Source organism: Nocardia jiangxiensis NBRC 101359 (genome assembly GCF_000308615.1).
Lineage (GTDB): Bacteria > Actinomycetota > Actinomycetes > Mycobacteriales > Mycobacteriaceae > Nocardia > Nocardia jiangxiensis.
Genome location: NZ_BAGB01000167.1, coordinates 1 through 21,506 on the forward strand (window position 1 = coordinate 1; position 21,506 = coordinate 21,506).

At 66.7% G+C, this 21,506-nt stretch carries 15 protein-coding genes and 1 pseudogene; 3 read left to right on the forward strand and 13 right to left on the reverse strand.

Going from position 1 to position 21,506, the window contains the following annotated elements; translation table 11 throughout:
* The 3 genes and pseudogenes from ON40_RS40935 to ON40_RS40945 all read right to left on the reverse strand — a co-directional run.
* Positions 1–554: pseudogene (locus ON40_RS40935) on the reverse strand (DUF2889 domain-containing protein); the annotation flags it as partial.
* A gap of 260 nt (positions 555–814) precedes the next feature.
* Positions 815–1,609: an SDR family NAD(P)-dependent oxidoreductase gene (locus tag ON40_RS40940; RefSeq protein ID WP_051194415.1), complete on the reverse strand. Its 795-nt coding sequence runs from the start codon at positions 1,607–1,609 to the stop codon at positions 815–817.
* 5 nt (positions 1,610–1,614) lie between these two features.
* Entirely contained in the window at positions 1,615–2,433 is an 819-nt protein-coding gene (locus ON40_RS40945) for an enoyl-CoA hydratase/isomerase family protein (protein WP_040831005.1), read from the reverse strand.
* Positions 2,434–2,521: 88 nt separating this feature from the next.
* Here ON40_RS40945 and ON40_RS40950 point away from each other — a divergent pair, with 88 nt between their 5' ends.
* A complete protein-coding gene (locus ON40_RS40950; protein ID WP_040831006.1) occupies positions 2,522–3,328 on the forward strand; it encodes an enoyl-CoA hydratase in 807 nt (268 codons plus the stop codon).
* Between the two features lie 28 nt (positions 3,329–3,356).
* Here the strand turns inward: ON40_RS40950 and ON40_RS40955 are convergent, their stop codons facing one another.
* Both ON40_RS40955 and ON40_RS40960 read right to left on the reverse strand, forming a co-directional pair.
* Positions 3,357–4,106 carry an enoyl-CoA hydratase/isomerase family protein gene (locus ON40_RS40955; protein WP_051194385.1) on the reverse strand — a complete coding sequence of 250 codons (750 nt, stop codon included), beginning with the start codon at positions 4,104–4,106 and terminating at the stop codon, positions 3,357–3,359.
* Between the two features lie 151 nt (positions 4,107–4,257).
* On the reverse strand, positions 4,258–4,869 hold the full coding sequence (locus ON40_RS40960; RefSeq protein WP_051194386.1) for a TetR/AcrR family transcriptional regulator: 612 nt from the start codon (positions 4,867–4,869) through the stop codon (positions 4,258–4,260).
* Between the two features lie 178 nt (positions 4,870–5,047).
* Here ON40_RS40960 and ON40_RS40965 point away from each other — a divergent pair, with 178 nt between their 5' ends.
* Both ON40_RS40965 and ON40_RS40970 read left to right on the forward strand, forming a co-directional pair.
* Positions 5,048–5,239 carry a ferredoxin gene (locus ON40_RS40965; protein ID WP_040831118.1) on the forward strand — a complete coding sequence of 64 codons (192 nt, stop codon included), beginning with the start codon at positions 5,048–5,050 and terminating at the stop codon, positions 5,237–5,239.
* Positions 5,240–5,281: 42 nt separating this feature from the next.
* Positions 5,282–6,499, forward strand: a complete 1,218-nt coding sequence (locus tag ON40_RS40970) for a cytochrome P450 (RefSeq protein WP_040831007.1) — start codon at positions 5,282–5,284, stop codon at positions 6,497–6,499.
* A gap of 214 nt (positions 6,500–6,713) precedes the next feature.
* Here ON40_RS40970 and ON40_RS40975 read toward each other — a convergent pair whose 3' ends face one another.
* The 8 genes from ON40_RS40975 to ON40_RS41010 all read right to left on the reverse strand — a co-directional run bounded on the left by ON40_RS40975 (position 6,714) and on the right by ON40_RS41010 (position 21,503).
* Positions 6,714–9,998, reverse strand: a complete 3,285-nt coding sequence (locus tag ON40_RS40975) for a protein kinase domain-containing protein (protein ID WP_040831119.1) — start codon at positions 9,996–9,998, stop codon at positions 6,714–6,716.
* 373 nt (positions 9,999–10,371) lie between these two features.
* Positions 10,372–12,138: an acyclic terpene utilization AtuA family protein gene (locus ON40_RS40980; protein ID WP_040831009.1), complete on the reverse strand. Its 1,767-nt coding sequence runs from the start codon at positions 12,136–12,138 to the stop codon at positions 10,372–10,374.
* 11 nt (positions 12,139–12,149) lie between these two features.
* Positions 12,150–13,652: a CoA transferase gene (locus tag ON40_RS40985; RefSeq protein WP_174435113.1), complete on the reverse strand. Its 1,503-nt coding sequence runs from the start codon at positions 13,650–13,652 to the stop codon at positions 12,150–12,152.
* Between the two features lies 1 nt (position 13,653).
* The gene (locus ON40_RS40990) at positions 13,654–14,571 is read right to left on the reverse strand and encodes an acyl-CoA thioesterase (RefSeq protein ID WP_051194387.1); all 918 of its coding nucleotides are present in this window, start codon (positions 14,569–14,571) and stop codon (positions 13,654–13,656) included.
* 109 nt (positions 14,572–14,680) lie between these two features.
* Positions 14,681–16,822, reverse strand: a complete 2,142-nt coding sequence (locus tag ON40_RS40995; protein ID WP_040831011.1) for an acyl-CoA dehydrogenase family protein — start codon at positions 16,820–16,822, stop codon at positions 14,681–14,683.
* A gap of 28 nt (positions 16,823–16,850) precedes the next feature.
* Positions 16,851–17,609, reverse strand: coding sequence for an SDR family NAD(P)-dependent oxidoreductase (locus tag ON40_RS41000; protein WP_040831012.1), 759 nt, complete (start codon positions 17,607–17,609; stop codon positions 16,851–16,853).
* 319 nt (positions 17,610–17,928) lie between these two features.
* Positions 17,929–20,301: an acetyl-CoA acetyltransferase gene (locus ON40_RS41005; RefSeq protein WP_040831013.1), complete on the reverse strand. Its 2,373-nt coding sequence runs from the start codon at positions 20,299–20,301 to the stop codon at positions 17,929–17,931.
* 86 nt (positions 20,302–20,387) lie between these two features.
* Positions 20,388–21,503, reverse strand: a complete 1,116-nt coding sequence (locus ON40_RS41010; protein WP_040831014.1) for an acyl-CoA dehydrogenase family protein — start codon at positions 21,501–21,503, stop codon at positions 20,388–20,390.
* Positions 21,504–21,506 lie beyond the last annotated feature (3 nt).

The window sequence follows — 21,506 nt, forward strand, 5'->3', positions numbered from 1 at the left end:
GAGCTGTCCTGGAACATCGAGTCGATGGTGATCACGTCGCCCACGTGCACGTCGATACGGCGGGCTCGGCGCATGGCCATATCCGTGATCTCTTCCAGCGCATGCCAACTCAGTGGATCGCCGCCGAGGGGGAGTGGCTGCACGGGCTGGACCTGGTGGGTCCACTTGGAGGAGCCGTCGGGCATCAGGGCGCCGGAGCCGGGCTGGAATCCCGTGCAGATGCCGGTCATGTCGCGGACGGGCCGGGCGCTGATCTCCTGCATGAGCAGGTCGCGGTCGATCCAGCGGGAGTAGGCGAATCCGGCGATGAGGGAGGCGCCGGCGATGTCGTCGAGCAGAAGGTACAGCGGGGTTCCCGCGGCGGCCTCGTCGGCCATCGCCTCGGCCAATGCCGCACGCGAGTTTCCGCCGCCTCGCGAGCCGATCAGTTTCGTCACGTTCGGGCGAGTGGGGTGCGCCTCGATCTGTTCGATCGTGCGGGTGGCGGAGTTGATACCCGCCCGCATGGTGTCTTCGCGCAGCACCACCGGATCGCCACCGTTGCTGGGTGTCAACAGATCTCGTGCGCGTCCGACGAGCCGGAGTTGGGTTCCCGGTCCCGCGGGCCATCGCATATCGATGGTCGAGGTGCGCCGAACGGATCCAGGTCGACGCGGGGGAGTGGGCTCGGCCGGTCCTCTGGCAACGAGGCCAACCGGTATCTCGACCGTCAAGTCGATGCCTCCTTCGAGTCGTTCACACCGCAGTTCGTGCACGGCGTGGCCGGGCCAATGTCCAGCACACGAGGTGTACCTAGTAATATATCACTTCTGGCCTAGAGGGCGGACGAGGGCATGGCTCGAGGGCCGACTTGTGCTCTGCCGCCGTGGATTTCGATACGCTGGCCGGTGATCTGGGCGGCCCGCTCGGAGACCAGGAACGACACCAGATCCGCAACATCGTCCGGTCGGGTGACCCGGCCGAACGGCATTCCGGCATCGAGGCTCGCGGCATTCTCGGCTCCGGTCACGGCATGCGCGAGACGGTCGCCCATCTGGGTGGTGACCAATCCGGGGGCCACGATGTTGACCCGGATGCCGTGTGTTCGTTCTTCGAGTTCCAAGGTCCGGCCGAGTGCCTCGAGCGCGGCCTTGCCCATCATGTACGGCGCGCCGCCCTCCTTCGGATTGGTTGTGGCGACACTGGATATCAGTACGACCGCGCCCCGTCCGCTCGTTCGCAGCAACGGCGTCAGGCCCGCGCACAGATAGAAGGCACCGAGGGCGTGCACCGACAGGACGCGCACGACTTCGGCCGGATCGGTATCGGCGACGAAACGGCCCCGGCTGGCGATGCCCGCATTGTGCACCAGGGCATCGGCCCGGCCGAAGTCTGCTGTCACGGATTCGGCGAAAGCGGCCGTCGCGGCCTGGTCGGCGGCATCCACCCGGTACATGCGACCCTGTCGACCCAGTTGCCGTATCAGTTTCGTCGTTGTTTCGGCCGCCGCCTCGTCGCGGTTCCAGGTGCCGGCGATGTCGAAGCCGTCGGCGGCAAGACGCACGGCGATCGCGCGACCGATGCCGCGGCCCGCGCCGGACACGACCGCAACGGGATTCTCGTTTGTCATGGCGCTCACCGGTTTCCGTAGACGGGGGTGCGGCGTTCGATGAACGCTGCCATCGCCTCGGGCTGGTCCGTTGTCGCGCTGGTGAGCACCTGCTGCCGGTTCTCCATCTCGATCGCGGTGTCCAGTGACGGCATCTCCAGCGCGAGCCACATGCCGCGCTTTGTCAAGGCCAGCGACATCGGCGGCGCGGCGAGTAGTGCGTCGATCGCGGCGTCGGTTCGTTCGAGTAGCTGTTCACCCGGAACGACATCGGCGAGCAGACCGATGCGCAACGCCTCCTGCGCATCGAAACGGCGTCCGGTGAGCATGAGCTCGTGAGCCCGGCCCGCTCCCACCAGCCGTGGCAGCATCCACGAGGTGCCGATATCGCAACCGGAGAAGCCCACGCGGATGAATGAGACCGCGAATTCCGCACTGTCGGAGGCGATTCGGATGTCGCAGGCGCTCACCAGAGCGAGCCCGCCGCCCGCCGCCGCGCCGTTGACCGCCGCCACGAACACCTGGGGCAGCCGCCGGATCTTCTGCACCAGTGTGGCGATCCGGGTCTGCACCATCATCGAGGATTGGACCGGGCCCAGTTCTTCCGAACCGGGAACCTCACCGAATCCGCCGAGGTCCAAGCCCGCGCAGAAACCGCGGCCGGCGCCGGTCAGCACGACCACGCGGCACCGGTTGTCGGCGGCGAGTCGATCGAGTTCGCTGTGCAGCGCGTCCACCAGTTCGACCGTCATGGCGTTCAGTCGGGCGGGTCGATTGAGCCGCAGGACGGTGACGCCGTCTCTCGGCTGTTCGACCTCGATCAGCGGTTCGGGAGATGTGGGCATGCGCTCACCATACATATCTAACCTAGATTAACAGGTTGTGGGTAGGCTGATTCGTGTCCACCCGGCTGGAACTCACCGAGGAGTGCACATGACCGAAGCGACAGCGGAGCCGATCCTGCTCACCGAACAGCGCGGTGGGGTCCGCATTCTCACCCTGCATCGCCCGGCCGCGCGAAATGCGTTGACCAGCAGTCTGATCGAGGCTTTGCGACGTGAACTGGCCGCCGCGGACAGCGACGATCGGGTGGATGTGATCATCTTGACCGGTACGGATCCGGCGTTCTGTGCGGGGTTGGACTTACGCGAACTCGGCGCGACCGGCGACAACGCCGCGCGGATCGCTGATGTGGAGGTTCCGGTGGGACATCCGTGGCGCCCGCTGTCGAAGCCGATCATCGGCGCGGTCAACGGTGCGGCTGTCACCGGGGGCCTCGAACTGGCCCTCGCCTGCGACTTTCTCATCGCCTCCGAGCGTGCTCGATTCGCCGACACCCATGCCAGGGTCGGGGTGCTGCCCGGGTGGGGCCTCACCGCCCGGCTGCCCGCTGCGGTGGGGCGTGGCTTCGCCCGCCGGATGAGCCTGTCGGGAGACTTCGTCGATGCCACGGCCGCGCTGCGCGCGGGCTTGGTGACCGAGGTGGTCTCGCACGACCAGTTGCTGCCGACCGCGATGGAGGTGGCGGTCTCGGTGGTGGGCAACGATCAGGCCGGCGTCCGGACCCTGCTCGAGTCGTACCAGCGCGCCGAGGAGCATCTCGTCGATCCGGCCCTGACCGTCGAGGACGCGACATCGCGAGCCTGGATGACGGAGTTCGATCCGTCCAGGGTCGCCGATCGCCGCGCCGCGGTCATCGACCGGGGCCGCGCGCAGAACCGGGGCACGCCGCGCGGCTGAGGGTTCCGCCCCCGGACGTGTGCGTCGGTCAGGCCTTCTTGGCGCTCAGTCCGGAGCGCTCCACTCGACGGGCGAAGTCGGCCGAGGTGAGCCGGTGGGACTGCAGCCGTGCACAATCGCGGAGATACACCTCGTCCGGCAGTCCGGTTCGGGCGAGCTGGACGTACCCGGCCAGGGCCGCTGTTCCCGCGCGCGAGAGCGCCGTCGCGAACTCGATCGCCGTGGCGACGGGATCCTCGACGACCTCCGCGATGCCGTGTGCGGCGGCTTCTTCGACGGTGAGTTCTCCGTCGGTACCCAGCAATTTCCAGAGCAGACCGGGTGCCAGCCGCTCGAGCAGTGCGGCACCGCCTGTTCCTGGAATCAGCCCCATCCGGGCCCAGCCCTGGCCCAGCCGCGCCGACCGGGCCACGAATCGCCGATCGCACCACAGGGCGAGGTCGAGTCCGAGACCGATCGCGGCGCCGTTCACCGCGGCGACCGTGGGAATGCGGCATCCGCGCAAGGCCCGGGCGAGCTTCTGAAAGTGCTCGTACACAATGCTTTCCACGTCCGCGGGGGTAGCGCCGTCGATCGCCGACAGGATCGAGGGCAGATCACCCCCGGCGCAGAATGCCTGTTCTCCGGTCAGCACCAGCGCGGCGGCGCCGCTGCCGGCCGCGGTGTCGATGGCGTCCGCGACTTCGTCGGCTTCCTGTGGTCCCAGGGCGTTTCGACGCTCGGGCCAACGCAGGGTGACGATGGCAGCATGCTCGGATACGTCGATCGTGACGCTCATTCATTCTCCTCGTACCGCGTGAGTGCCCGTGGTTGTATCCACAACACATAGATAACTTAGATTACCAAGTTGTAGGCAGTGGTGGGTGGTTACCCGTTCGGGGCCCGGTCGACCGTCGCGCACGTCGTCGCTCTGCAGCTCGCAGCCGTGCCTAGAGTTTGCCGAATATTGCTCGTCTGGCTTGGGCTCGGGTGGTGTCGGGTGTGGTGGCGGTGATCGTCGTGAGCAGCAGCTCGACTATCGGGGCCACGTTGTCCTCGATATGCTCGGCCGCAGTGGCGCGTTCGGCCGCGGTGAGTGCGAGGATGTGCATCAGCACGGTGCCGTAGAGCGCCTCGGTGATGGTCCGGATCGGTGCGTCCGGAGCGAGTTCGCCGCGCTCGATCGCGCGCTGGAACAGAGCGGTTGCGGCATCGCGGTGCATCGTCACGAGGTACGCGTGCACGTTGTCGAGACCGGTGGGTTCCGCGGCTTCGTCCATCGTGATGCGGAGCGACGCCCATCCCGCGGGGGACAGGAAGTACCGCATCAGGCCGGCGGCCAGCGCCGTGGCGTCCTTGCGCAGCGAACCGTTGTCGGTGAAGGTGAGCGGTTTGGAATGTTGCTCGATTGCGTAGCGGATCAGCGCTTCCTTCGATTGCCAGCGTAGATACAGGGTGGACTTGCCGACGCCGGCGCGGCGTGCAACCGCGTCCATCGTGAAACCGCTCCATCCGGTACGGCCGTATTCCTGCAACGCTGCGGCAACCACTCGCTCCTCCATGTCGGGATCCCTGGGCCGACCGGCCCTCGGCCGTGACGTCTTCGCCACCGATACCACCTCCTGCTCCTGATCCGATGGTTTACCTAGTTAGTTTGGAGAATCTATTGCGGACGATAATTGTCGGTATTACCCTGATCACACTGCGCCAGTGGCGTGGATCATCCGCGAAGGAGGAACTGTGCGGGTCGACGTCGATCCCCAGCGGTGTCGGGGGCACGCATTGTGCGCCGCCACCGCGCCCGATCTGTTCGATCTGGACGAACGCGGATACTCGATCGCCGCGAACGAGTTCGTGCCGGACGAGCACGCCGATGCCGCGGTGGCGGCCGCCGCGAGTTGCCCGGAGCAAGCCGTCGAGATCATCCGCTGACACGCTCCGGCGTCGTCTCATCACAGCACGTGGAGATTCCCCATGACCAATGTTTCTTTTGATCATCATTCGACCGAATATGCCAGGGATTGGCGGCGGATCAACGCCGACCTGCGCGAGCGCTGCCCGGTCGCGCATACCGATGCGCATGGCGGGTACTGGGTTGTCAGCCGGTACGCGGACGTCGCGGAGGTCGTGCGCGATGACGAGACCTTCTCCTCGTATCACGAACTGCCCGATGGCTCCCACAACGGGGCCACCATCCCGGTGGGTCCGATGCGGCAGGTTCCGATCGAAATGGATCCGCCGGAGTTCTTCGAGTACCGCAAGCTCCTCACCGGTTACTTCTCGCCCGCGGAGGCCAAGAAGTGGGAGCCCTTCGTCCGGGAGGCCACCACCTACTGCATCGACTCGATTATCGAGTCCGGCCGCAGTGACGTGATTCTCGACATCGCCTCGCCGGTGCCGGCCATCTTCACCATGGCTCTGCTCGGTCTGCCGCTCGATGGCTGGCGGGTGTTCTCCGATGTGACGCACTCGATCATCCATTCCACACCCGGAACGGACGAGAACAACGCGGCCCTGGCCAATCTCCTGACGATTCTCGGTCAGGTCAACGAGGTTATCGCCCAACGCCGTGCGGAGCCCGCCGACGACCTGCTCTCTCATCTGGTGCACGCACGGATCAACGGCGAACCGCTGTCCGATGAACGGCTGATCGAGATCATCACGCTCGTGATCTTCGGCGGTGTCGACACGACCGGAAGTTTGATCGGTAACGCGCTGGAATGGCTGTACCGCAATCCGGAACAGCGTGATCTGTTGCGTACGGACCCCGAGTCGATCCCGAAGGCGGTCGAGGAATTCCTGCGGTACTTCTCGCCGATCGCCGGTCTGGGGCGTACGGCGACCCGGTCGTGCACCGTCGGCGGTGAGAAGATCGACGCGGGCGAGCGGGTGTTCGTGTCCTGGTCGTCGGCGAACTTCGATCCCGAGGTGTTCGACGATCCCGACGAGATGATCCTCGATCGCTTCCCCAATAAGCATCAGTCGTTCGGCCTGGGGATTCATCGTTGCCTCGGATCACATTTCGCGCGGTCGGAAGCCCGGATCGTGCTCGAAGAGGTGCTGCGCCGGATGCCGGATTATGTCGTGACCGCTGCGGAGCCCTATCCTTCGATCGCCGTGGTGAACGGCTTCATCGGTCTTCAGGTCACCTTTACTCCCGGTTCTCCCGTCGGTTCTGAACTGAAACTGTGAGGCCGCTCCGACCACCAACTCGGACCGGGAATTTCGCACAGTCGCTGTGTTGGTCGAATATGCGATACCGGCATCGGATCCAATTCGGTCGGCCGTCATCTGAATGGCGGTCCTCGAAACCGGTTCCGGCACGGTCGTTCTCGCCGCCGACGGCCCAGAAGTCGTCTCGGCAACTTCGGACCACCCGCGGCGTGGATGCTCTGGCCGATGATCTTCAGGTTCGCTGATCTTGCTTGGCCTGGTCCACGATCCAGACCGCGATCTGCGCGCGGGAGGTGAAGCCGAGTTTGACCAGGATATGTTCGACGTGGCCTTCGGCGGTGCGTTGCGAGATCACCAACTTTGCTGCGATCTGCTTGTTGGTGAGTCCTTGGGCAACAAGGTCTGCGACCTGCAGTTCACGCTTGGTCAATGTCAGTTCTGCACTGCGTGGGCCGGCGGTTGGCGGCTCCCCGAGCGCGTAGGCCGCTGCGGCGTTCATCTCCATGACCCGGCCGCGCTGGAACGCCGCATCGAATCGTCGGTCACCGAGCGCACGACGCACCGCGTGCTCGCATCCGTCGCGAAAGTGGGATAGCTCCGGGAAAGAAGTCGAAACACCAGAGCTGGACCGCAACAGACTTTCCGCGGCACCCATCAGCACGGCCGCGCGCTCGCCATCGCCATCGGCGACAGTCCAGGCCAGCGCCTCGAGATCCAACGCCGCGACGACCGGGCTGCGCATGCGCTGGTTGACTCGCAACGATTCCCGCAGCAACTGTTGTGCGTGGGACCGCTCGCCTTGCTGCCATACGGCAATGCCCAACCCCCACAGCGCACTCGACCGAAACAGCGATTCGCCGCACGCTTCGGTGATCGAAAGTACTTGCTCGTGATACTCGAGCGCACGCCGTGCATCGCCCTGCAGCGCGTGTGCCCAACCGAGCAACATCAAGGCAGCAATGTGCAGGTGTCCTCGCCTGTTCGAGCTGAATACCTCGACGGCACGCTCGAAGAAGGACACTGCGCGAGCAGGTTCGTCTCGAAACAGCGCCAGGCTGCCCTCGGCGTAGTCGAGCAGCGCCTCGTTCATGGGACTGCGATCCTGCTCGGCGAGTGTGCGCCCTTGTTTCAGTAAGGCAGCCGCCGACTGAAAGTCCCGCTGCGCTGCCGCCATGATGGTGTTGGCATAGAGCGCCCGGATACGGTCGGGAACCGAACGCGCGGTGGGGTGCGCGAGGGCACGATCGAACCAGCGTCGACCCTCTCCGAACAGACCGCGGAAGCTCCAGAGCATCCACAGCGCGGTGGCGATGCGCAGCCCGGCCTCGGCCGAGGCCGCGCTCCCGTCGGACATGGAGAACTCGAGCGCCTCCCGGAAGTTCGGCTGCTCGCGCTCGAGCCGGGCCAGCCAGTCGCGCTGGCGGTCACTGATCCACCCGGCCTCGGCATCCAGCGCCAGCCGCTGGTACCAGTCGAGGTGCCGACGACACAGATCCTGGAACTCTCCGGTCTGCTGCAACTGTTCCCGCCCGTAGGCGCGCACGGTCTCGAGCATCCGGAAACGCACGGCGTCATCCGGTTCCTCGCGGATCACAATCGACTTGTCTATCAAGGAGGACAACGCGTCCAGCATGCTCTCCGGGGCCGGGTCGGCACCGCACACCTGCTCGGCGGCGTCGAGTTCGAAGCCGCCGGCGAATACCGACAAGCGGGCCCACAGCCGCTGCTCGTCCGGCGTGCACAACTGGTAACTCCAGTCGATACACCACCGTAGCGTCTGTTGTCGCTGCGGCGCGGTGCGGCTCGCGCGGGTGAGCAGCGCGTACCGGTCGGTCAGCCGTGCCAGGATCTGTTCGGGCGACATGGTACGCATCCGAGCCGCGGCAAGTTCGATCGCCAGCGGCAACCCGTCCAGTCGGGAACAGATCGCTGCCACAGCGGTCTTGTTGTTCTCGGTGACCTCGAAACCTGGCACAGCCGCCGCGGCGCGATCGGCGAACAACGTCACCGCGTCGTATTTGGGCAGTCCCCGCAGTGTCGGCTCACCGTCGGGGCTCGGAACGGTCAGCGGCGACACCCGCAGCACCGCTTCCCCGGCGATGCCCAACGGCTCGCGGCTGGTGGCTAGAATCCGCAGGCCAGGACTAGCCGACAACAATGTCTCGACCAGGTTCGCCAACGCTTCCACGACCTGCTCGCCATTGTCCACAACGAGCAGCACGTCCCGGGAACGCAGGAACTCGAGCAACACTTCCAGCATCGGCTGGGCCGAATCATCCCTCAGACCCATACCGGCCGCCACGACATCGACCAGCAGCGCCGGATCGTGCACGTCGGCGAGTTCGATCACCCACACCCCATCGGCGAAATCGCGTCGAGCATTCGACGCCGCCCGCAACGCCAGCCTCGTCTTGCCGACACCACCGATCCCGGCCAACGTCACCAACCGCGACACCGACAGCAGGTTCTTGATCTCCGACGTCTCGGCGCGGCGGCCGACGAAACTGGTCAACTCGAGCGGCAGCTGACCGGTGCTCGCGCGATTACCCGCAGCGCGCGGTGGCGTGTGATCCCGCATCGGCGGCGTGTGGTCCCGCGGCCCGGGGGCCGCGACGGCCTTGCCGTGCACGGCCATCTCGTCAACCCGGTATCCGTGGTGCCGTTGCACCTGCCGGAGAGCCTCTCCTACCTCCACCGCCGACGGCCGCTTCCGCGGCTCTCGGTTCATCGCCGATTCCACCACGGCCGACAAGTCATCGGGGATGCCGCTCTCGCGCAGATCTGGCACCGACCGGCTGGTGATCCGCAGAAACTGAGCCACCACCTGCTCACTGCTGCGGCGTTCGAACGCGGCATGCCCGGTCAGTGCGCAGAGCAGGGTCGCACCTAGACCGTAGACATCCGCGGCCGGTGTCGGGGCATCGCCACCGAGTACCTCCGGGGCGGTGAACGCCGGAGATGCGGTCAGGATGCCCGTAGCCGTCTCGAATCCGCCGGCGATGCGCGCGATACCGAAGTCGGTCAGCGCCGGCTCGCCGTAATCGGTGAGCAGAATGTTTCCCGGCTTCACATCCCGATGCACGATCCCGAGCCGGTGTGCGCTCTCGAGCGCACCAGCGATCTTCACCCCGACCGACAACACGGTCTCGGCCGGTATCGCACCCTGCCGACGAATCCACGCGTCCAACGAATCCAACGGGTGATACGGCATCACCAGATAGGGACGTCCGCTCGCGGTGACACCCACCTGCAACACAGTCACGATGTTCGGATGCCCGGTCAGCCGGCCCATTGCCCGTTGTTCCCGAAAGAACCGCGCCTGATCGTCCTCGCCCAACTTCCCGGTCAGCACCTTCACCGCCACCGTCCGGTCCAACGCCACCTGCGTGCACCGATACACCACACCGAAACCGCCACGACCGATCTCTTCGGCATCCTCGAACCCGGACGCACCCAAATCCACCGCGACGGGCATACTCACGTCCCGGCGGGTCCGCAGCGGATCATCATCGACCATCAGCGGCAGGTAATCCACTCGGCATGTGCACGAACACAGGCAGCATGCGCTCACCTTTCGACAATGCCCAGCGTATCGCCGACGACGGCTGACGGCCGCTCCGCCGGACCGCACGTTCTCGGCGCCGAGCTAGCAATACCGACCGTGACGGGAAACCCGTCCGTGGCGAGGCTTCTTTCCAGCGGGGACGCCACGTTCGAGTCAGCGATCGGGCGTGACAGATCCGCCTCGGCAGGTTGCGCGAATACCGCCTCGCCTCGAATCCGAACTCTTCGAGGCCGCAGGTCAGCTCGGTCTGACCTCACTGCCACTCGAATGGGCCGAGCGCTGATTCGACCACCTGCAGGGCATCCAGCCAGCGTGGTCGGGCGGTTCAGTGATGGTCGAGTAGTTCGACGGGGACCTCGACGATGCGGGCGCGCAGATATTCGCTGACCGCCTTTCCGATGCTGTCGAGCCGGAGGTTGCTCGAGCCGCCGCGGCCCAGTAGTCCGGGCAGTACGAAATGCACGGCGCGCAGATGCGGGAATTCGTGGCGAAGTACTGTCCCGGCGGCGGCCTCGGGCAGTAATTCGGTGAGGCGTTCGGTGCTCAGAAATGATCGCAACCACGGCCAGGCCTGCGGATTATCGGTCCAGATCCCGACGTTGCTGTTGCCGCCCTTGTCACCGCTGCGCGCGAAGGCGATGCGCCCCAACGGTACTCGCTCGGTCGGTCCCGGCTCGTAGGCACCGGGTTCCTCGTGGACGGGCTGGCCGGTGAACTGCTCGGTCTTCGCTGGAGGGGAGATGCTCTGCTGGTCGCCGTTGCCGAAGACGACTCGATGATGCAGCGCAGTTTGGGGGAGCAGGCCCGGCCAGTATTCGACGATCGGTTTCGGCCCGGTGGAGTCGCCGCCCATGTATCCGGGAACGCTGCTCAGGCCCAGCGCATTGAAGGATCGCTGGAGGTGGAACAGCGGCTCTCGGGTGGCCGCGGTGGCCGCGATCCGGACGCAGACGGTCGCGGCGTTCTGATCCTGCGGATCGGCGACGGGTTGTCCCAGACGCGACACGGCGAGGTCGTCGATTTCGGTGCCGGCGGTCAGGCTCTGGAGTTGGGCGACCAGGAGGTCGAATTTGGCGTCGATGTCCAGGCCGGTCAGGTAGGTGTTGATGGCGATCCGGTACCCGCCCGGGGTGAAGATCGACACCTTGGTGGTCGGCGGCGGGGGAGAACCCGCGACGGAGTGCACCCGCACCCGGTCCGGAGCGAGTTGCTCGAGTGCGACCGCATCGAGATGCACTGTGACATCGGGGTTCAGGTAACGGGGGCCCTGGATCTCGTAGACGAGTTGCGCGGTGACGGTGTCGACGGTGACCGCGCCCTCGTCGGTGCTGTGCTTGGTGATGACACTGCTTCCGTCACAGGCGATCTCGGCGATCGGGAAACCTGGAGTGAGAAATCGCGGCAGCGCGGTGAAGCCCGCGAAATTGCCGCCGACGGCCTGCGCACCGCACTCGATGATATGGCCGGCCACCACCGCGCCGGCGAGTTCGTTCCACGAGTCGGGAGTCCAGTCGTGCCACCAGGCCGCGGGACCGAGGACGAGGGAGGCGTCGGTGACCCGGCCGCAGATGACGATATCCGCGCCGCCCGCGAGGGCCGCGGTGATACCCCAGCCGCCGAGATAGGCGTTGGCCGCCAACGGATTCTCGCCCTCCCCGGTGAATGGTTCGCCGGTGTCGAGATGTCCGAACGAGTGCCCGGCATCGCGAAGTTCGTCGAGACGGTCGAGCAGATCATCGCCGTCGATATGCGCGACGGCGAGAGAAACTGCGGCAGTGTCGATTTCGGCGCGAACCGCGTCGGCCAACCCCTCCGGATCGAACGCGCCGGCGTTGACGACCACTTTGATTCCGCGTCCGGCGATCGTGCGCAGATGCGGGCGGAGCTGATCGAGGAAGTACTTGGCGAAGAAGCCGCCGAGGGCCTTGGGATCCGAGGTGAAGCCGGCGGAGACGGCGGCCATCGTGATCTCGGCCAGATAGTCGCCGACGAGAACGTCGACCGGATCGCCGGCGAGTGCTTCGCTCAGGGCGGTGAAGCGGTCGCCGAGGTAGCCGGAGAAATTCGCGATGCGTACGGAGTTTTCGCTCATATCAATGACTTTCAGTTCGCGTGATTGCGTGGCAGCCACTCCGGTCGGCTCGATCCGCGGGGGACCAGAACTGTGCGGTAACGACCGGGTGTCCGCGACATCACCACCTGGTCGGTGACGCCCTGATACGGGCCCAGCGGCGTGTCGGCGGTGAAGGTTTGCGGCGGAAGGTACGCGTGGAGCTCGCCGACGCCCGCGGTGTGACGGGCGTAGTCCTTGTCGAAGATGCCGAGGCCGAGGACCCAGGCCGCGACCCGGGTGAGCGATACATGGACGCGGTAGCTGCCGCCGTGCCGAGCGCGGCGCATCAACGCCTCGGTGATGCCGGCGGCCAGCAGCCAGGACACGATGTAGTCGTTGACCACACCGATCGGCGGCAGCGACGGTCTGCCGTCGGCGCCCTCGAGGTCCATCATCCCGCTGACGGCCCCGGCGACCTGATCGAATCCGATACGGTGCGCCCACGGGCCGCGCTCGCCGTGCAGGGATACCGTCGCGTGCACGATGCCGGGCCGTAGTTGTGCGGCCTCGGATCCGGACAGCCCGATCTTGTCGAGGTAGCCGGGGCGGCGGTTCGCGAAGAATACGTCGGCGTCATTCAGAAGTGACCGGATCCGCGCCGCGCCGTCCGCGGAGTAGGGGTCGACGGTCGACGAGCGCATGCCGACGTTGGCGGTGCAATAGGTGGCGTCGTGCTCGATTTCGTTGGGGCGCCACAGATTCAGGACGTCCGCGCCGTGCAGAGCCAGAGCGCGTCCCGCCCCGGCGCCGGCGATGACGTGTCCCATCCCCAGTGCGCGAATACCCTGGAGTGGTTCGCGAACTCCCGTGGCGAACGGCTCGGGGGCACTGTCGCCGATCTTGGTGATCTCGATCAGCGGCATGGTCGCGAGTACGTCACGGTAGTGGGGTTCGTCGAGAAACTCCGTGGCGCTGCGGACCATGGGAATCACCACACCCGCCTCTTCGGCGGCGGCCTCGAGTTCGCTCGCCTGCCACCGCAGGACGGCCGCGGCTACCGCCGAGCGGTCGTCGGGGGTCCCGAGCAGCCGCTGCGCCGCGACGTTCAATTTGGGGTAGAGATTGACCGGCATCATCCATCGGTCGTCGGCGGTCCGGTGGAAGGTGAGACTCAGGCCGTTGCCGGCGATCGCGCTCATTCCGGGGGCATATCCGCCGAGCAGTTCCCACTTCTTCTCGTACATCGGGCACAACCGTCGTGGAGCCGAGCGCAGATCGACGGTGATGTCCTGATCGCTTCCGCCTCGCGTCCGCCACAACTTCGCGACTGCCACCGATTTGGCCGCCAGCGCGATGGCCGCCGCACCGCCCAAACGCAGCGTGCTCGGCACGATCGGGTCGGCGCCGTGGAATGTCACCGAACCACCGGCGTCGCCGACGGACATCCCCAGCGGGCCGAGCACATCCGCGAGTGCCGCGACCGGATCGAACGCGTCGTCGGACGCCGGGGCGGCGATGGCGGCCGCGAGCCGGGCGGTCAGTGGATCGGTCACGTCAACTCCTCAGGCGAGAGGCAGCGAGTCGCAGTAGGCCCTCCTGCATGGTGCTGGCCACCAGGACGCCGTTGCGGTCGTAGAGGTGGCCGCGCGCGAGTCCGCGGCCACCACCGGTCCACAGGCCTTCCTGTTCGTAGAGGTGCCATTCGTCGGCGCGGAAATCCTCGTGCAGCCATACCGAGTGATCGAGGCTGGCCAGTTGCATACCGGGTTCGTCGATGGTGACGGCGTGCGGGGGGAGCGCGGAGGAGAGCAGGAACAGGTCCGAGGTGTAGGCGAAGCCCGCTGCCTGGGTCAGGGGGTCCTCGGCGAGCCGGGTGCTGGTGCGGACCCAGGCGCGCTGGCGTGGTGGACGGGATTCACCGCGTGCGTTGGCAATTCGCGGATACTCTTCCGGGAATCGGAAGTCGACTGCGATATTCGCGCGCAGGTGTGGCAGCCAGTCGGCTTCGGCCAGATAGTCCGGGTCTACCGAATCGTCGAATTCCGGAAGCTCTTCCGGTGCGGGTGCGGCGGTTTCCAGGGCCTGATGGGAGAACCCTCGCTCGGGCCGCTGGAAGGATGCGGTCAGCAGGAAGATGGTCACCCCGCCCTGTGTCGCCCGAACCGAGCGGGTCGTGAAACTTCCACCGTCCCTGACTCTTTCGACGTGGTAGAGCACGGGCTCGCGCGGGTTGCCGGGGTGGATGAAATGGCCGTGCAGCGAGTGTGCCCGGCGTTCCTGGGTGACGGTCCGGCCCGCGGCGATCAGCGCCTGGCCGACGGCCTGTCCGCCGTAGATGCGCAGGGCCGCGTCGTTGTAGGAGCGGCCGAGGTAGAGGTCGGCGTCGACCTGCTCGAGGTCGAGGATGCGCCCGAGCGGTGGGCGGGGACCGCGCGGCGGGTCGGCCACGCCGGCCTCGAGAGTGCTGGACATAGTTCTAGTATATTACTAGGTAATACTTGTGGGCGAATCGGTGGCATTCTCGATGTGTGCCCCGGCATCGAATGATGCCGGGGCACAGCCGATCTCGTGACAACCGCGCTCAGCGTGCGATCTGCTCGCGCGGCAGCCCGAGCAGCCGCTCGGCGATCACATTGCGGTTGATCTCCGACGTGCCGCCCGCGATGGTGTGCGCCCGGCCGAACAGATAGTCGCGGCCGACCTCCGGGAGCTGGCCGGTCACCGCGGCCTCGCCGGCCAGGCGCATACCGGCCTCGGCCGTGTGCTGCAGGTGCTCGGCCGAGAGCATCTTCGTGACACTGCCCTCGGGACCGGGGGCCGCGCCCGTGACGGCCCGCGCGACATGCCGCAGGTTCAGCACCCGCAGTGCCTGTTCCGTGGCGAGCAGGCCCGCGACCTCGCGTACCGCGGCGGGGTTGTCGCCGCCGACGTGGACCAGATCGATCAGATCGAAGGGGGTGCGGCCGTGTGCCATGCCGCCGATGGAGACGCGTTCGTTGCCGAGGGTGGCGCGGGCGACGGTCCAGCCGTTGTTCACCTCGCCGACGACGTCGGCGTCCGGGACGAAGACGTCGTCGAAGAACACCTCGTTGAACACCGCGTCACCGGTGATCTCCCGCAGTGGCCGCACCTCGACGCCCGGTGCCTGCAGATCGATCACCATCGCGGTGATGCCCTTGTGCTTCGGCGCGTCCCGATCGGTCCGGATGGTCGCCAGACCGCGATTGCAGTTCTGCGCGTTCGAGGTCCACACCTTCTGCCCGGTCACCCGCCAGCCGCCCTCGACCCGCACGCCCCGCGTGCTCACTGCGGCCGCGTCCGACCCCGCACCGGGTTCGGAGAACAACTGGCACCAGACCAGTTCGCCGAGCAGACTCGCCCGGATCCACCGCTCGATCTGCTCGGGTGTGCCGTGCTGGCTCAGCGTCAGCGTGACCCAGGCGCCGATGCCCAGGTTGGGCAATGGCACGCCCGCGAACTCTTCGTCGATGACGAGCTGTTCGACCGGACCGGCCTCGCGGCCGAAAGGCTTGCGCCAGTGCGGCATCAGATAGCCGGAATCGACCAGCATCCGGCGGCGGCCGGATTCGGGCGCGGCGCTCAACTCGGCAACGAACGCGGCCGCCGCGGCGCGGAACTGCTCCGACTCCGGCGGCAGGTCGACGGCGTATTCGCGGCGCACCCCCGCGAGCGCGCTCGCGTACACCGCGTCCAAGGCGGCATCCACCGTGCCGAACAGTGCTCGAATGCTTTGCGCGCGGCGCAGATACAGGTGGCAGTCGTGCTCCCAGGTGAAGCCGATCCCGCCGTGGATCTGCAGGCTCTTCTCCGCATTGCGCACGTACTCGTCGTAGGCGATCGCGCCCGCGACGTTCGCGGTCAGGGTGCCCTGGTCGCCGTGTACGCCCGCGCGCGCGGCGTCCCATGCGGTGGCCACCGCGAGTTCGGAACCGGCCAGCATATTGGCGAGGTGGTGTTTGATCGCCTGGAACGAGCCGATGGTACGGCCGAACTGCTCACGCACCTTCGCATAGCCGAGCGCGTGTTCGAGGGTGGCCCGCGCGCCCCCCGCGGCCTCGGCCGCACCCAGAATCCGGGCGGTGCGGGCGGCCGCGTCGGCGGCGCCGGGCAGCAGCGCCTCGGGGACGACCTCCCGCAGTGTCACGTTGCGGATGTGCAGCGTGGGGTCCAGCGCGTCCACGGTGTGGGAGTCCACGCCGTCGGCGTCGGACCGGACCAGTGCGATGTCGTCTCCGACCCGCACCGCCAGCAGGTTTGCCGCGCCCGCGCCGACGATATGACCGGCATCGCCACGCAACACACCGGAGTCGTCGGCGACGAGCGCACCGCGCAGGCCGAGTCCGGCGATCCGTGAGCCGTCCACGAAACCGGGCAGCAGTGCCCGCTTGGCGGCATCGGCACCGAATGCGGCCAGCAGCGATGAGGCGGCGACGGTCGTGATGAACGGCACGGGAGCGACCACCGCTCCGAGTTCCTCTGCGACGATTGCCAGTTCGGGCAGCCCGTAGTCGTCGCCACCGAATTCGGCCGGTAGGTGCAGCCCGAGCCAGCCCAGGTCAGCGAGCTGTTTCCACAGCGCCGAGGCGTCGGTTACCGGATCGTCGAGGAAGCGGCGCGCGAGGTCGTGCGCCTTCTGGTCGGTGAGGAAGGATCGGACGGCCTCGGAGATGGCGAGGTGGTCGTCCGTCAGTGCCAACGGCATGGAAATCTCCTAGCTGGTGCGGGTGGGATCAGCGGGGCGCGAACCGCTGGCCGGCGTCCAGTCGCAGGCACTGACCGTTGAGCATCTGATTGTCGACGATGGCGAGCGCGAGCTTCGCGTACTCTTCCGGGCGTCCCATCCGCTTCGGGAAGGCGGCGTCCTCCACCAGCGGCGCGACCTGTTCGTCGGTGAAGGCGGCGGTGGCGCCGGTGGCGAACAGGCTTGGCGCGATGGCCAGCACCCGGATGCCGAGCGGGCCGAGATCCCGGGCCATCACCAGCGCCATCCCCGCGATGCCCGCCTTCGATGCGGTGTAGGCGACCTGACCGATCTGGCCTTCGAAGGCGGCGATCGAGGAGGTGTTGATGATGACGCCGCGCTCGGAGTCCTCGGGCTCGTTCTTGCTCATATGCGAAGCCTGCAGGCGGTTGAGGTTGAACGTGGAGACCAGGTTCAGGTCGACGACCTGACGGAACGTCTCGAGATCGTGTGGGCCGCTGCGGCCGAGAGTCTTCTTCGCGGTGCCGCCGCCCGCGGTGTTGACGGCGATGTGCAGGCTGCCCAGCTCGGCGATCGCCGCCGCGAGTGCGGTTTCGGCGCCCTCGAAATCGGTGATGTCGATGGCGTGGAAGATGCCGCCGATCTCGTCGGCGATCTTCTTGCCGTCACTGGCTTCCCGGTCGAGGATCGCGACCTTCGCGCCGGCCGCCGCAAGAGCCTGCGCGCTGGCCCTGCCCATCCCGGACGCGCCGCCGACGACGACCGCGTTCTTTCCCTTGATCTGCATATTTGCTTCCTGTCCACTGGGTGCGTCGGGCTCGAGTTGAGCTGTTCGACGGGTCGTTCCCACGACGCATCGAGGCGTGTCTTGCTTCGCTTACTTATAGTACTATCTTAACTATGTGACAGGGCTGCCTGGGGACGGGTGAAATATCGACAGCGTTCACGCATGATGTGAGGCGCGGACAACCTGGATGATGCTCACCAGGAACGGATCGAGGCCGAGACCGCGGTGCGGTGGGGCCGGTCGGTCAGAGGCCGCCGCAAAACCCTTGTGCCCAGCCCCGACTCGTAGAAAGTGCCCCGCCCGAGGGCGGGGCGTCTGATCACCGATTGCGCCAGCTCGGGCGGCGTTTGGCCGCGAACGCGGTTATGCCTTCTACGCTGTCCTCACTGAGCAGCAGTTCGTCGAGTGCTGGAGAGGGATGAGTGACGGCGTCGAGAGTGGCGGCGATGCCGGCGGTCTCGGTCATGATCTGCAGCGAGACCCGGACCGAGGTAGGGCTGCCATCGAGGATCTCCTCCGCCAGTGCCCGCGCTCCTTCCAACGCGGTGCCGGAAGCGACCACGCGGTTCACCAGGCCGTAGGACTGTGCCTCGTGTGCGCCGATGCGCCGGCCGGTGAGGATCATCTCGGTGGCCACTTTGGGCGGCACGGTGCGCGGCAGGCGCACCAGCCCGCCGGCTCCGGCTGCCAGCCCGACCTTCACCTCGGATAGCGCGAACTTCGCGGTCTCGTCCGCGACCACGAGATGGCAGGCCAGCGCGATTTCGCAGCCGCCGCCCATCGCGAAGCCGTTGACGGCGGCGATGACCGGTTTGGTCATCGAGCGGCGGCTGGTCAGTCCGCCGAATCCGTTCTTGGGCACCCACATCGGTTTTCCCGACGCGGAGTAGACCAGATCGTTGCCCGCGGAGAATGCCTTGTCACCTGCGCCGGTCAGAATTGCCACCCACAGGTCGGGGTCGGCGAAGTAGGCGTCGAAGATCTCGTCGAGTTCTTCGTTCGCCGCCGGGTGCAGGCTGTTGCGCGCCTCCGGGCGGTTGATCGTCACCTCCAGCAGGTGCCCGTTACGGCGGACCAGCACATGGTCGTAGTTGTCGCGCAACACAGCCGGACGTGCCGGGAACAGCTCGTCCATTCTGGTCCGTGTGGTGGTCACGCGATTGCCGAAACCGAACGAACGCACGTAGACCCGGGTGCCGATCGGTTCGCCGGTGCCGAGGTGATCGAGGATCTCCTGGTCGCCGGTCTGAGTTCTGGCGACGAACCGGCGGTCGTCGGCGTCGAGTCGCCCGATCACCACGCCGGTCGGCGCCCCCTTGCCGTATTTGATCGTGTAGGTCTCGATGGTCGCCCAGCCGTCAGCCTGCGGTGCCTGCGCGGGTGCCGCCCACGCATCGATCTCGGCCTGCAGTTCGGCGCTGCGGTCGCGACGCCACTGTGCTGGGGTTGTGGAGTAGATCCCGGCGGAGTACTTGCTGAGTGTGCCCCCGTTGGCGCCGACGAGGCCGAACGCACCCGGTTCCGCGCGCAGGCGGGCGACCGTTTCTGCGACGGCGTGCATCGAGTAGTTGTTGCCTGCACCTCCGAAGAACGGCAGGCCACCGGTGACGGTGAGGCCGCGGGGGTCGTCCGGTGCCAGGTTCAGACCGTCGCAGATATTGAATACCGCGATGGGAAAGCAGCTGTAGAGGTCGATGGTGGCGATGTCGTCCAGGCCGATCTCGGCGACCTCGAGCGCGTGCTGGATCGCACACACCGCCGTCGGCGCGGACGAAAGATCCGCGCGGTCCATCAGCGCGGGTTCGCGCAGGTCCGCGTGACCGTGCAGGAATACCCAGCGGTTCTGCGGCACACCGAGTCGCCGTGCCGCGCCGATCGACATCAGCACTACGGCGGCACTCTGGTTGACCTGGTCGCGGGCGACGAGGAATCGGGTGTAGGGCTCGGCGATCAGGCGATTGCGTTCGGTCGGTGTGCACAGTTCGGCCGCATCGCGTTCTACCGGCGCGGCGGCGTGCGGGTTGGCCGCGGCCACTTTGGTGAACGGGGCGAACAGTTCGCCCATCGCGTAGGCGTACTCCTCGCGTGACTGCTTCAGCCGGGCCCGCCGGGCGTTCTCGAACAAGGCATATTGGCTCGGCGCACCGGTGAGTCCGTGTGCGGCCAGATGCCGGGAGCTCAGTCCCTTCAAGCCATAACCCCGGTCCTCGAGACTCCCGGCGGTCGTCTCGGTGAAATCCGGCTTGTCCGGAGATTCGGCCAGGTGCCGGGTAGTCGAGATGGCCTCGGAGCCGAAGATCAGCGCGACCTCGGTATCGCCGTCGGCGATCGCGCCGGCCAATTCGGTGATCAGGTGCTGCGGAGACTGACCGCCGCTGACCTCGAGGATTGCCCGCCGGGGTGCCGCGCCCACTCGGTTCGCCACAGAACGCGGATAGTTGTCGGATTTGCCCAGCGGTGCGCGAGCACCCGGAGTGGAGATCTCGAACTGCCGCACGCCGGCGACGGTGTCTATCGCCGCACTGATCGCGGTTATGTCCGCAGCGGTGTCCGTCAGTGCGGCCCGGGCGGCGTCCGCGGCGAGGTCGACTGCGGAACGGGCACGGTACTGCGGGTCGTCGAGGCGTTCGGAGGATTGCCCGACGCCGACGATGACAGGTGTGTGAGGGTCGAGTGCGGCGTAGTCGGTCATGATGTGGTCCTGTCGTGAATGAGGCGGCCTGGCGCAGTCGAGTTCTGCCAGAACTCGTGGGTGAGTAGTGATTTGATCACTGCTGGTTAAATGCCGATGCGCTGAGCCAGTGCCTCGCGATGTGCGAAGGCATCACCCAGGAACACTTCCGACGAGCGGGCGCGCTTGAAATACAGGTGAGCCGACATCTCCCAGGTGAAGCCCATACCGCCATGGAACTGGATGTTCTGGTGCGCCGCGGTCACGAATGCCTCGGTGCAGTAAGCCTGGGCCAATGCGGCCGCGGCGGGAAGTTCGTCGTTGTCTGCTGCGGCGGCTTCGAGAGCGTAGTACGCCGCCGACTTGGCCGACTCGACCTCGATGAGCACATCGGCGGCCATGTGTTTCAGTGCCTGGAATGCGCCGATCACCTGCCCGAACTGCACACGCGAGTTCAGATAATCGACGGAGGTGTCCAGCACCGCCTGAGCCCCGCCGGCCTGCTCGGCGGCGAGGGCGACGGCAGCGAAATCGAAGACCCGCTCCAATACGTGTCGGGCGCCGCCTTCGGCTCCGATCAGGCGTGCCGCAGCGCTGTCCAGCTCCACCGTCGCGAACTTCCGCGTTTGATCGAGAGTGATCGAGGTTTCGCGGGTCAGTCCGGAAGCCTCCGCGTCGACGGCGAACAACGAGATGCCGCTCGCGGTCCGCGCGGGCACGATGATCAGCTGCGCATTTGCTCCGTCCAGCACGAAAGGCATTGCGCCACTCACGGTCCAACCGTCGGGCGAGTGGTTCGCCCGAACGGTGACACCATCCGGGCCCCAGCGTCCGTGGTCTTGCGGCAGTGCCACGGTGGCGATCAGGGAACCGTCGGCGATCGCGGGTAGGTACTGTTGCTTCGCCTCTTCGTCACCCGACTCGAGCAGGGCAGTGGCAGCGAGTACCACCGTGGAGAAGAACGGCGCGCACAGCAGCGTGCGGCCCATTTCCTCGAGCACGATGCCCAGTTCGACCCAACCCGCACCCTGGCCCCCGTATTGCTCCGGGATCGCCAGGCCGTGCAGGCCGAGTTCTTGCGCCATCTGGGTCCATACCGCGGGGGCGTACCCTTCCTCGGTATCCATCAAGCGCCTGACCTCGGTTTCCGGTGACTTGGCTCGAAGGTAGTCACGGACGAGATCGCGCAACTGGTCCTGGGTTTCGGTGAATGATCCGAACATCGT